This window comes from Stakelama sediminis, assembly GCF_014199335.1.
Lineage (GTDB): Bacteria > Pseudomonadota > Alphaproteobacteria > Sphingomonadales > Sphingomonadaceae > Sphingomonas > Sphingomonas sediminis.
On record NZ_JACIJI010000001.1, the window covers coordinates 507,467 to 520,411 of the forward strand.

A 12,945-nucleotide genomic window follows, 5' to 3' on the forward strand; every position below is an offset into this window, starting at 1 on the left:
CATCAGAAAATACCCGGATTATCCTTGATGAGACTCTTTGCGTCCTTGTCCAGCTTATAGACCACTTCCTGAGAAATATTGATATTCAGGTCGATCTGGATCGGTTTTGTCGGTGCATTGATCGTAACGCACCCGGTCAATGCAACCATACCGGACATCAGTACGCCAAGGGCCGTCTTTCTCCACATGGGTGCAATCATTGCCTGCCGCACCCGGTTAATCAACATTGTTTCGATCATGGCATATTCCTGCTTTCCGGGGGCTGAACGCTCGCGTCAGGCGCTGTTTTGCTTTCAGCCGCATTCTTCTCGTCCTTGGCTTTTTCCGCCTCGATCAGGGCGGGGAGGTTCTGCTGCATCATTGTGGTGGGGTCGTAATAGGAACGGACCGAATCGATCAGTTGGCGGAAGGGCGCGCGAATCGTCACGTTGAACACGATCGGCAGCTTCGTCAGGCGCTTGAGCAGGAAATTGCTCTTCGTTCCCTTGCCCTGCTTCACGCCGCCGAACCGGACCCTGGTGACCATTTCACCCGATAACGGCCCGTTCATGGTGATATTCAGGTTACGATATTTGAGCGATTTGAGCGCCTGAAACGCCATATTGCCCCATGTGCCGAGATCTTTCTGGCTGACCGATCCGACATAGGCGAGCGTTCCGCCACCCTGTGATTCAAGATGCCCGTCGACGATCCGGCCTCCATTATCGTCGAATACCATCGGCAGGATACCGTCAAACGTGCCGGTAGCGTTCAGATTGTCAAAATCGAACTGTTGCAGAAACTGCGCCGCATCCAGCGCGCTGACCCGAAAGGTCATGTGCCGTTCCTGATGTGCATGGAAATCGAGAAGCGTCGGTTCCAGCACGAGCTGCCCGCCGGCAAAGGGCCATTGCGCACCGGCAACCTTCACCCGCTGATCGCCCGGCAGACTATAATGCACCACGCCGTTCTCAACCGCGATGCCGGGATTCACCTCCGCCACTGTTGCCACTTCGTCGGGTGAGGACACCATGCCGAGCAGATCGGTAAAATGCACCGTGGTCGAAAGCCCGGTCACCGTGCCGAAGGCTGCGGCAAGGTTGGTGCCCGTCGTCTTGAAATCGCCGTTGCTGGTCACCCCCTTCGCATTCCAGGCGATATGCCCCTGCCCCGATACCGTCCCGTCGACATTGGCGATCACACCATAGGTCAGCGGCGTCACATCGTCGGGTTGAAGGCCGTCGGTCTTGAAGGATATTCCCGGCACGTCGAGGTCGGCATGTCCCGTACCGGTGGCCAGATCGTGGGTAATCGCCACCTTTGTCACCAGCGCACCGCGCTGCGGCGTCTTCAGCGTTCCACCGGCGGTAATGTCGCTCGACACCAGCTTGAGGTGAAAATCGTCGCTGACAAGCGGCTTGAAGCGCGGGCTGTCGGTCTGCGCATCCGCGATCTGAAGCCCGCCATCAAGCGTCAGCGCTCCATTGATCAATTTCCAGTCGCCTGCGGCCTTCGACATCAGCAGCGGTACATTGCCGATCTGTCCGGCGGAATCGGCAAAGCTGCCGCCGACGCTTCCGCCCTGAATTTTCCCGTCGAGCGATCCGATGTCCAGCCGCGTCATGCTATCCGCACTGCCCAGTCGCGCGGCGACATCGGCGAGGTGAAAGCCGTTATCGGCGAAACGGAATTCCGAACCCTTGGCAGCGAGCGTCAGCGGTGTGCTGCCGATATGGCCGCTCAATTGCGGGGCAGCGATCTGCGCACCACCGCGCATGCGCCCCTTCTGCACCGTCAGCAGCGCTCCGCTTTGGGGACAGACCAGCAGCTTCGCCGGATCAAGGACCAGCCCCGACACCGCCAGCTTCCGAAAAGTAAGCGGCGCACAGCCGCGATTGATGTCCAGTCGCCCGGCCCCGTTCCAACGCGCATCGACCGGCATGCTGATCCGGTCGACCGCGCCATTACCCAGCGGCCCGGACAGGGTGACTTGTGTTGAAATGCGGGTACTGTCGCCGCCCCCTGCACTGAACCTGACCGGAGTCAGCGCCAGCCGTGCGCTTCCCGCCTGATAGGGGCGCATGATCGCGGTGCCGGTCACAGCACCGTCCGGGGCCTCCTGTGCAAGGCGAATCGCCGTTTCGGGCAGGCCACCACCACTGGTGGACACCAGCCCGTTGAGCGTCAGCGCGCCGTCCGACCAGCGATATCGCGCGCCCTGATTGCCCGAAATCGCCACCTGCGCGCCGCTTGCCGCAGTCAGGTTCAGCCGCGATACCGCAACAATCCGGCTGTTCATATCGACCGCAAGCTGCGCGTTCAGATCGGCATCCCGCGCCGCACGCAATGCCGCACTACCCAGCTTAGCGGCGAGTGGGCCAACCGGTGTGCCCTGGGTGCCGTGCAGCACCCGGATGAACGACGCCATCATGGCGGGGGCGAGTTGTGCATTATGCGCCGCAACGGTGCCGTCGAAACTGTTACCCGCGCTGCCTGCGGTATAATTTCCGTCCAGCGCAAAAACGCCGCCACTGGCGCTCTTCGTCGCGAAGGACTGGCCGTTCAGATCCACCGTTCCGGTCGTGCGCTCCGGGCCGCCATTGAAATGGACGGCACCCGACAGAGACTGTGCGCGTCCCGCCGCACTTTCCATCGTCCGCACATTCAACCCTGCCTGCCCCTTCCACCGGTCAAGCGCCCCGTTCAACAGCGCATTGACCTGTAAGGCAGGGTGGTCGAGCGCGACATTGCCGCAACGGATTTGCTGCGCACCCAGCGGCCCCTTGATCAGCGGCTGGGTATCCGACACCGCGATCCGCAACTTGGCCGAAGCACGGTCAAAACTGCATCCCGCGACCGTCAGCTTCGATGTCACCGCCGCCAGCACACCCGAAAAACCATCGTCCAGTTCGCCGCTGCCGGTCAGTTTCAGACCCACCGTGCCGTAAGGCGTTTCCAGATGCATCCGGGCGTCCTGTATGTCTGCATCGATCGTAGGCAACGCAAATGGCTTGCCGGTCGACGGCGGCATCAGGCGGTCGATCTCCCCCAATGACAGCTTCCCGTTCACCAGCTTGCCGCGAATTCGCACATGACCGGCGCGAATGGCCTGCACGCTGACTCCGTTCAGCGAAACATGCGTACCGACCTCCACCCAGTCGGCAACCAGATCGGGATGATTGGGATTTCCGATCACGACATTGGTGAGGCGCTGGGTCGAAATGCCCAGATCGGCAATATGATAGCGTGCGGTGACGCCGCGCTTGGCCAGTGCGCGCTGAATATAGCCGTTGGCAATCGGCTTGCGCTGAATCCAGATGAACAGGACGATGATCAGCAGGATGAGCGCGAAAACCGCGAGCACCCGACCGATGACTGACGCGGGTATCAGGCGGCGGACCCGTCGGGGCGCGCCTGCGGAATCGTCATCCTGTTCGATTTCCGCTGTCACGCCACCCTTTCACACGACCCGTCCCGTTACCTTGCTTTTGCCCGGCCCAAGGTCAAGCCATTGCGATTGCGTCTATCGCCACTTCGCCTTAATCGTCTGAACCATGGCAGGTTCCGTCGAAGACAATGCCGGCCATCGCGCCCGGCTTCGCCAGCGCCTGCTGGGCACCGGCGGCGATGCGCTACTAGATCATGAGTTAGTTGAATATTTGCTGACGCTGGCCATCCCGCGCCGCGACACCAAGTCGCTGGCCAAGGCATTGTTACGCGAATTCGGCGGGCTGGCGGGCCTGCTGACCGCAGATTCCGACGCAATTCAACGCGTGCCGGGCATGGGCGAAAGCGCAATAGCGGCGGTCAAAATCGCGCATGTCGCCGCCATCCGCCTGCTGCGTGCCGAAGTTGCCGAGCGGCCGGTTCTTTCCAACTGGCAGGCACTGCTCGACTATCTGCGTGCCGAGATGGCGCATTCGCCGATTGAACGAGTGCGCGTGCTGCATCTCAACACCCGCAACATGCTGATTCGCGACGAATTGATGAGTGAGGGCTCGATCGATCAAGCCGCCGTCTATGTCCGTGAAGTCATCCGCCGCGCGATCGATATCGGCTCAGCCGCGATCATTCTCGTCCACAACCACCCCAGCGGCGACCCCTCCCCCAGCCGCGCGGACATCGATATTACCCGCGCCATCATCGAAGCGGGTAAGCGGCTGGAAATCGCCGTCCATGATCACATCATCATCGGCACGCAGGGACATAGCAGCCTGCGTGCCATGGGGCTGTTGTAACATCCGGACACACTAAGCCGTAAACCTATAAACGGCACCATCGCGGTTTGGGCCAAAATGGCTTCCATCTCGAACCGAACGCCGCTTGCAAAGGCAAAGAGCCTTTGCCGCGCGTCGTTCGGCCCGATCTGTTCGCCATTTGGGCGACTCAACGGTGCCGTTTATGGGTTTACGGCCTAATACCCGCACCGAAAACGATGCGGGTATTTTCCGTAGGACAGAAACGGATATTACAGGTGCGGTTCGTCCGTATTCGGGGTGGAATGGGGGTCGGACGGCGCCATGCTGTTGGAAGTGTCCGCATCGTCCGAACTGTTGGCATCAGGCGTCGTATTCGTATCCGGCGCCATGCTGTTGTCGGTATCGTCGTCGCTGTTCGGGGTTGCCGATGGAGGGGGCGTCGTTTCCGGCATGGTTTGCGGAGTTTGCGGCGGCGTTGTCTGCATCGGTGCCCCCGGGGTCGTCATGCCGGGCTGTGCCGGAGGCGTGGTTTGTGGCGCCTGCGCCTGCGCAGCCATCGGCAGTGCCAAAAGAGCTGCTCCAGCGAAAGAAATTGAACTGATACGCATTATTCTCTCCATGTAAGGACTGAAACTCTTTCAGTCAGTTCACGAGGAAATAAACCGCATCGCATTTAATTCGATCCCATTCCGGCTCCGCTCCTTGCGTCTTCCATCTACCGATCCGGGCATATCATCGGAATTTGTGCGTGATTCGCGATAAAATGAAATAGAAGTTTGTTTTTCAGGGTCTGTAACTTTTTTCCACATGCCCCTTTAGTTCATCTGAGGTAAATAAAACCGGCTTGAATCGATGAGCGACGAAAAGCGGCGCCTGATCCGAATAATGCGGGGAGTCGGGTCGGCTCGTCGCCGCGCCATAGGGCACGATCGATTTCGAATGCACCTTGCCGTTCCGGTCCCAGATCATGAACATGATGAAACTGTCGCCGTGCACCACCTTCAGGCGACCATTGGGACCGGATTCCCAGCGCCCCATCGCCCGCAGCACATCCGGCCCGCCGTCGAGCGGCAAATCCACCTTGCCATGGTGCAGGCGCAGCACCTGCCCCAGCGGAGGATCGAGCCTGCCGAAATAATTCTGCAAATGCTCCGCCGCCTTGCGCAGCGCCGTCCGCGGGTTGCCGAGCGGCTTGCGCGGATAGTTCCGCACAACGCCGTCGCGCATCACCATCGCGGCAAGCGCATCGGCGGGACCATGTCCGTCAAAGTTCCAGTCCCAGCGTGCCAGCACGTCGTGCGCGCGCTGCAACAGGGGGTCGCCCTTCGGGTCGACCGCCTGCACCGACCGCATCCAGCCATAGGCCCAGCTTTGCCGACTCACCCCGGTGTCGAACTTGATATTTTCCAGCGCCTGCTCGGTAATTTCGGGCGCTCCCTCCATCAGCTCGACCGCACGCACCGCGCGGTTGGTCAGATCGGTCTCGATGCCCAGCAAGGGCGAGAAATCCTTCGGATCAAGCTCGCTGCCCTTCCCCGCCGCCAGATAAGGCGTATCGTTGGCGTTGATGATGAACCCCGATTTGGGATTCATGTTTTTCGGCACCATCGACCAGGGCACGGTGCCGGGCTCGTAATCCTTTGACGTATCGCCGGGCAGGATCTTGCTGTAATCATATCCCGGCTTCCGCTTTGGAAACATCGCATTGTAGATCAGGCCGATATTGCCCGCCGCATCGGCATAGATGAAATTGGTGGCGGGCACCCCCTGCAACGCCATCGCCCGGTTCCATTCGGTCCAGTTGCGCGCCTTGTTCAGGCGATAATATTGCTCGACCATGCGCAATTCATCCATCCCGGCATAGCGGATGGCGAAGGCGCCCTTTGCGTTCTCGATCACCGGTCCCTGCACCGCGCGATAGACCATTTTCGGCACCGGCAGCACGAACGGCCCCATCCTGACCCGTAACCAGACGCGATGCTTTTCAAGCGGCCGCCACACTCCGTCGAAACGATATTTGTCGCCCGCCTTGTCGAGCACCAGCTTGTAGATATCGGTCAGGTCCGGGCGGTTGACGGTGTTGGTCCAGCCCAGCGTCCTGTTATGCCCCAGCAACGGATAAGGCGCGCCGGGAAAGGTTGCCCCGGCAAAGTCCCATCCCTGCCCGGAATGCACGACCAGTTCGTACCAGGCGACCGCACCGCTCCATGGCTGGTGGGAGTTCGACACCAGCCGTGTCACGCCGGTGCCGGAGCGGCCGGGTGCCACGGCAAAGGCATTGGAGCCGTTGCGCACTTCGGGCGGACCGCCCGGCGTGATGTTCGGTGCCTGCGGCATCGCGCCTGCGCTTTCCTTCGGCAAGGGATCGCCGCCGCTCAATGCCTTCAACTGATCGCCCAGTCCGAAGAAAAAGGGAGAGCGCAGTACAAAGGCAGCCGCTACATCCCGCCCGTCGATCGGGAACAGGCGGGACAGTTTCACCTCGTCATGATGGGTATCGGCATAATGGTTCAGGCCCGCCGCATAGCCGTCGAGCAGCGCCCAGACATCGGCGGGCTGCTCGTCATAATGCCGTGCCACCGTACCGCGCACATCGAGCAGGTGGACGATATAATCGGTTCTGGCACCGTCCTCTCCGGTCAGCGCCCCCAGCCGCCCGCGTGTCGCCGCCATGACTTCCTGCAAGGTCGGAAAATCATCCTCGGCATGGGCATAGGCAATGCCATAGGCGACACCGGCATCGGTCTTTCCGAAGATATGCGGCACACCGAATGTGTCACGCTTGATGACAACATCGTACCGATGCTGCGGCGGGGGCGATGCGCGATGCGCCGTGAGCGGCTCCCACACCATCAACCCGATCGCGACCAGCAGCACCAAAACGAATATTCCGCCGCCGATCCGCCACACCCGACGCATAGTTTTCCTCCCCCGTACCGATTGCATCCCACACCGCGACAACACAGATAGTCGAAATGTCGAACACCCCCTTGTGTTGTAAATTTACAACACTATCTCTTGGATCAAAGCGTAGCAGGGAATCACCATGAATCTCGAAAAATTTACTGATCGCGCCAAGGGTTTTCTTCAATCGGCGCAAACCGTTGCCATCCGCATGTCGCATCAGCGGATTTCACCCGAGCATCTGCTGAAAGCACTGCTCGAAGACAATGAGGGCATGGCGTCCGGCCTGATTCAAAAGGCAGGCGGCGATCCCAAACGCGCGCAGTCCGATATCGATCTGGCACTGGCCAAAGTGCCGTCTGTGTCCGGCTCCGGCGCGCAGCAGACGCCGGGTCTCGACAATGATGCCGTGCGCGTGCTGGATCAGGCTGAGCAGGTCGCGCAAAAGGCGGGGGACAGCTATGTTACTGTCGAACGGCTGTTGCTGGCACTCGCGCTGTCGCAGAACACTGCCGCCGGTAAGGCGCTGAAGGATGCCGGCGTCACCGCCGAAGCGCTCAATACCGCGATCAACGATCTGCGCGGCGGCCGTACCGCCGACACCGCCAGCGCCGAGGATCGCTATGACGCACTCAAGAAATTCGCCCGCGACCTGACCGAGGCAGCGCGCGACGGCAAGCTGGACCCCGTAATCGGGCGTGATGAGGAAATTCGTCGCACCGTCCAGATTCTCGCGCGGCGCACCAAGAACAACCCCGTACTGATCGGCGAACCCGGCGTCGGCAAGACCGCGATTGCCGAGGGGCTGGCGCTGCGCATCGCCAATGGCGACGTGCCCGACAATCTGAAAGACCGGCAGCTGATGGCGCTCGACATGGGCAGCCTGATCGCCGGTGCCAAATATCGCGGCGAGTTCGAGGAACGGCTGAAAGGCGTGCTCGACGAAGTGAAAGGTGCCGAGGGTCAGATCATCCTGTTCATCGACGAGATGCACACCCTGATCGGTGCGGGCAAAAGCGAGGGCGCGATGGATGCGGGCAATTTGCTCAAGCCCGCCCTAGCCCGCGGCGAACTCCATTGTATCGGCGCGACGACACTCGACGAATATCGCAAATATGTCGAAAAGGATGCGGCACTTCAGCGGCGGTTCCAGCCGGTGTTCGTCGGCGAACCGACGGTCGAGGACACCATCTCGATCCTGCGCGGGCTGAAGGAGAAATACGAACTGCACCATGGCGTGCGGATCACCGACGGCGCAATCGTTTCTGCGGCAACGTTGTCCAACCGCTACATCACTGACCGCTTCCTGCCCGACAAGGCCATCGACCTGATGGACGAAGCCGCCTCGCGCATCCGCATGGAAGTGGAATCCAAGCCGGAGGAGATCGAGGCGCTGGATCGCCGCATCATCCAGCTCAAGATCGAACGCGAAGCGCTGAGTCGAGAAACCGACGACGCATCGCGCGATCGGCTGGAACGGCTTGAGGACGAACTTGCCGGACTGGAAGCGGAATCGGCTGCGCTCACCGAACGCTGGCAAGCGGAAAAGGTGAAGATTCAGTCCGAAGCAACGCTCAAGCAGCAGCTTGACGCCGCACGCATCGAACTGGAACAGGCGCAGCGCGCAGGCGATCTGGGGCGTGCCGGCGAGCTGTCCTATGGCACCATTCCCGAGCTCGAAAAGCAGCTCTCTGAGGCGCATGGCGCGACCGAAGGCGCAATGCTGCGTGAAGAGGTGACCGCCGACGACATTGCGTCCGTGGTCAGCCGCTGGACCGGCGTGCCCGTCGACAGGATGCTGGAAGGCGAACGCGAAAAGCTGCTCCATATGGAGGATCAGCTGGGCAAGCGCGTCATCGGTCAGGCCGATGCGGTCAGGGCCGTCTCCACCGCGGTGCGCCGCGCAAGGGCCGGGTTGCAGGATCCGAACCGGCCGCTGGGCAGCTTCCTGTTCCTGGGCCCCACCGGCGTCGGCAAGACCGAACTGACCAAGGCGCTCGCCGAATTTCTGTTCGACGATTCAAACGCCATGGTCCGCATCGACATGAGCGAGTTCATGGAAAAGCACGCGGTCGCGCGGCTGATCGGCGCGCCTCCGGGCTATGTCGGCTATGAAGAAGGCGGCGTGCTGACCGAGGCCGTTCGCCGCCGCCCCTATCAGGTCGTGTTGTTCGACGAGGTCGAGAAAGCCCATGGCGACGTGTTCAACGTGCTGTTGCAGGTACTCGACGATGGTCGCCTGACCGACGGTCAGGGCCGCGTGGTCGATTTCTCCAACACGATCATCATCCTGACCTCCAATCTGGGCAGCCAGTTGCTGACCAATCTGGGCGACGGCGAGAGCGTGGAGTCGGTCGAGCCGCAGGTCATGGATATCGTACGTGCACATTTCCGACCGGAATTTCTCAACCGGCTGGATGAGGTCATCCTGTTCCACCGGCTGGGTGCGGAGCATATGGCACCGATCGTCGATATTCAGGTCAACCGCGTTGCAAAGCTGCTGGCCGATCGCAAGATCAGCCTCGACCTGACCGACGCGGCACGCGCCTGGCTGGGCCGGGTCGGCTACGATCCCGTCTACGGCGCCCGTCCGTTGAAACGCGCGGTGCAGAAATATCTGCAGGACCCGCTCGCCGACCTGATCCTGAAAGGCGAGGTCAAGGACGGCGCCACGGTTAAGATCGACGAAGGTGATGGGTCGTTGGCGCTGAGAGTAAATTAAAAAAGGGGGCTCCAGTTTTCTGGAACCCCCTTAATTTCATATTAAATCAGAACTTTGCGGTTGTATTCACAAAGAACGTACGACCAACATAATCATATCCCGAATAAAGCGGGGTATTTCCTACCATATTATAGCCCCCAGCAGTAATGCGGGGCAGCTTTGCATTGAACAGGTTACGCACACCAGCAGTAATCTGGAATTTTTTAAGAGAAATTTGTACAGACGCATTGTGAAGAAAATAGTCAGGAACTTCAAAGTAGTAATTGTCCTTAAGGAACTGCTTATAATCCTGATCAATCGTACCATCTGGATTTAATGAAAAGTAATTATAGGTCGCATTCTTGTCTCCAGTGATCCAATCTAGGCCATAGTGGAAGGTTACTTGATCAATGCGATAGCTCGCATTGAAACTCCCGACCCAATCCGGTGTCGTAATTGTTCCATTCGCATCCTCAAGCGGATCATCCGGAAACAATTTGCTCGACTGCTCCAGATAATGGATTACGTTTCCGTTCAGGATAAAGCGGCCGGGGCCGATGTCACGCGAGTAACGGATATTCGCTTCGACACCCCGTCGAATATCGGTCGACAGGTTGATGTAGTTATTATTGACCGTTAGAGCGTTGTTATTGTCTCGATTAACCAATCGACAATAGCCTTGGCCTGGCTGAAAATTAGTATCGCCGTAGCACAAGTTCAGAATATTCGCTGCGCCAGCGCGGTTAACGCCGTTACTTACTTCAATTCTGAAATAATCAACCGACAGAGAGAAAGAACCCACGGACTGCGGCAATACCGGCTGCAATACAATCCCACCTGAGAAGTTGGTGGAGGTTTCCGCTTTCAGCCCTGATTCTCGACCACCTGCGCTAAGTACTGTAACACCACTAGTTTGTTGGAAATCGGCCGGAAGGCCGATCGCCGCGCAGTTTTTCTGGATAATCGGATTCTGTGAGTTCGCGTAATCGTCGCACGGGTCTGTTGAACTGGACAAGAAGCCGCTGGTCGCACCCAGGAATTGTTCGAACAGCGCAGGAGCACGATAGGACGTACCATAGCTGGCCCGGAAGCCGACTCCGCGAACCGGCTGCCACTCACCGGAAACCTTGTACGTCCAGCCCGATCCATAGGATTTGTAATCGGTGTACCGCCCCGAAGCATCCAGGTTGAGCCGATAGGCAAATGGCACATTTGCAGCCAACGGCAGATAGACTTCGCCAAACGCCTCCCACACATTGTCGCTACCGCGTGTGATAGCTGCTGATGTCAGGTTATAAAGATTTCCATCTTGACTATCCTGAGGCGGAGTATCGTTGATACTGGCATCGCGGTACTCGAGACCAAGAGCAAGCTGCGCGTCACCGCCCGGCAAGTGGAAGATCGGACCATTGACGTTCAACGACGTCAGGAATTCACGATATTTCGTCGTACCGACGACATTCTTCGTGATATAATTCCTGTACGCATCGGACAGATTACCACCAACCGACGCGGCATTGAGCGGCGGCGCAGCCACACAGTTCGGATCCGTCGTCGTAGCACAGACAAACCCGCCGTTGCCGTCGGAAACGACATCAAGAGACCGCGCGATACGATCTGTCAGGAACGTTTCAGTCTCGTACGTACCGTCACTGAATGTCTTGCTGGCAAAATAATCATATTTCCAGCCAGAGAAGAAGAAATTGCCGCGAAGCCCGCCACCGAGGCGAGCAAAGCTGACTTCTTGTTTCGAGTTGAGGTTACCATATCCGATGAATGAACGCGCGGCGACAATATTGCCGTTCGAAATCTCATTTGGATTGTAGAGCGCTCCGTTGCGATATTCAGCAGGAAGTAACGGACTACCCTGCGCATAATCGAGAGTAAGCTGACGATAGCCCAAATTGGATGAATGCCGCTGGTTACCGAGAAGCTCGACGTAAACCTCGGCATCCCCCAAAATATCAAGCTGATAGCCGGCCTGAAGATAGCCGGTGTAGATTTCCGCAGGGGTTACGAGTTGCTCCTTCTCCTGACGCGGATCGAAGCTGTCACGGGTATAGTAATCGACGCCCAGCAAACCCGGCGTGGGACCACCGGTAACGGACGGGGCCGGAACAAACCGGTTATAGTTACCCAAAGCACCCGTGAGCCGATCATAGGCCTGACGCGTAGGAAGGGCGACCGTATTGATGGTTACGCCGCCGTTGTCGAGCGTAAAGCACTTTGGCTTACCCGTGGCAGGGTCGATATAATCACCCGAGCCAAAAGCAGTCCCTTCACCAGAGAGGTATCCACCAATCGGGCATTTGGTAAAGTTTTCATCTTCTCTGGCAAGACTCTGCCGCTTGTAATATTCAAGCGAACCGATCAATTTCAACCGCTCGCCGGAATAACCAAAGGATGCCGACAGACGATAAGAGGTACCTGCTCCAACTTCAGGAACGTTGACCTGCCCATCGAGCACCAGTCCGTTCAGCTCAGTGTCGGTAATAATGTTCACAACACCTGCGATAGCGTCGGAACCATAAATGGACGAAGCGCCCGCCTTCAGGATTTCAATACGCTTGATCAATGCAGTCGGCAGAACGTTCAGATCGGCCGCACCGACCGAACCGCGCGTGCCAGCAGGTGCCAAGCGATGGCCATTCAACAGAATAAGGGTGCGGTTTGGACCAAGGCCACGCAAACCAAGCGTATTCGCACCCGTGCCGCCGTTCGTGACATAGCCGCCAAAATAGTTGTTGATTTGACTGGCACCTTGGGTGACCGCAGTGCTTTGCAAAGCTGAAGCAGCGGAGTCGAATCCGGACTGTGTAATTTCATCCGCCGTAATGACAGTCAGCGGCTCCATCGTTGAAAACGCATCGCGACGAATAAGCGAACCCGTCACAACAATATCGCCGTTATCGGTTTCCGGTGCGACGACGTTGTCGCCTGCCTTGCCCTGCTTTTGCTGCGCCTGCTGCGTCTTAACCGCCGTTTGATCGGACGCATTCTGATCGTTTGTTTGCGCTGCAGCCGGACTAGCAATCGAAATTGCGCTCCCCATGCAAATTAGTGCCAACGCCTGCAAGGCGGTACTTCCACGAAGCTTCGTTCGCGTCAGGCTATCGTTCGATTTCATGTACTATTTCCCTCGTTTATCCACAGCTGCAATCC

Annotated in this window: 7 protein-coding genes; 2 read left to right on the top strand and 5 right to left on the bottom strand. The window is 58.7% G+C overall.

Annotated elements, in window-relative coordinates; genetic code table 11:
* Positions 1-2: 2 nt before the first annotated feature.
* Positions 3-239 (bottom strand): YnbE family lipoprotein, encoded by a 237-nt coding sequence (locus FHR23_RS02585; RefSeq protein WP_246359664.1) that lies wholly within the window; start codon positions 237-239, stop codon positions 3-5.
* Complete coding sequence (locus tag FHR23_RS16750) at positions 236-3,430, bottom strand: intermembrane phospholipid transport protein YdbH family protein (protein ID WP_184001356.1); 3,195 nt, start codon at positions 3,428-3,430, stop codon at positions 236-238. Before FHR23_RS16750 ends, FHR23_RS02585 begins: the two co-directional genes overlap by 4 nt.
* A gap of 103 nt (positions 3,431-3,533) precedes the next feature.
* On the opposite strand from FHR23_RS16750, the gene radC reads away from it, so the two are divergent.
* On the top strand, positions 3,534-4,217 hold the full coding sequence (radC, locus tag FHR23_RS02595; protein ID WP_184001357.1) for a RadC family protein: 684 nt from the start codon (positions 3,534-3,536) through the stop codon (positions 4,215-4,217).
* 230 nt (positions 4,218-4,447) lie between these two features.
* Here the strand turns inward: radC and FHR23_RS02600 are convergent, their stop codons facing one another.
* Both FHR23_RS02600 and FHR23_RS02605 read right to left on the bottom strand, forming a co-directional pair.
* Positions 4,448-4,747 (bottom strand): hypothetical protein, encoded by a 300-nt coding sequence (locus FHR23_RS02600; RefSeq protein WP_221227328.1) that lies wholly within the window; start codon positions 4,745-4,747, stop codon positions 4,448-4,450.
* A 214-nt stretch (positions 4,748-4,961) separates the two neighbouring features.
* Entirely contained in the window at positions 4,962-7,097 is a 2,136-nt protein-coding gene (locus FHR23_RS02605; RefSeq protein ID WP_184001359.1) for a penicillin acylase family protein, read from the bottom strand.
* Between the two features lie 127 nt (positions 7,098-7,224).
* Here FHR23_RS02605 and clpB point away from each other — a divergent pair, with 127 nt between their 5' ends.
* Positions 7,225-9,804: an ATP-dependent chaperone ClpB gene (gene clpB, locus FHR23_RS02610; RefSeq protein WP_184001360.1), complete on the top strand. Its 2,580-nt coding sequence runs from the start codon at positions 7,225-7,227 to the stop codon at positions 9,802-9,804.
* 46 nt (positions 9,805-9,850) lie between these two features.
* Here the strand turns inward: clpB and FHR23_RS02615 are convergent, their stop codons facing one another.
* Positions 9,851-12,910, bottom strand: coding sequence for a TonB-dependent receptor domain-containing protein (locus tag FHR23_RS02615; RefSeq protein WP_246359665.1), 3,060 nt, complete (start codon positions 12,908-12,910; stop codon positions 9,851-9,853).
* Between the last annotated feature and the right edge of the window lie 35 nt (positions 12,911-12,945).

Excerpts from the sequence above, each read along its gene's own strand:
- FHR23_RS02615 (WP_246359665.1), bottom strand. The coding sequence starts at position 12,910 with ATGAAATCGAACGATAGCCTGACGCGAACGAAGCTTCGTGGAAGTACC.
- FHR23_RS02605 (WP_184001359.1), bottom strand. The coding sequence starts at position 7,097 with ATGCGTCGGGTGTGGCGGATCGGCGGCGGAATATTCGTTTTGGTGCTG.
- FHR23_RS02585 (WP_246359664.1), bottom strand. The coding sequence starts at position 239 with ATGATCGAAACAATGTTGATTAACCGGGTGCGGCAGGCAATGATTGCA.
- clpB (WP_184001360.1), top strand. The coding sequence starts at position 7,225 with ATGAATCTCGAAAAATTTACTGATCGCGCCAAGGGTTTTCTTCAATCG.
- radC (WP_184001357.1), top strand. The coding sequence starts at position 3,534 with ATGGCAGGTTCCGTCGAAGACAATGCCGGCCATCGCGCCCGGCTTCGC.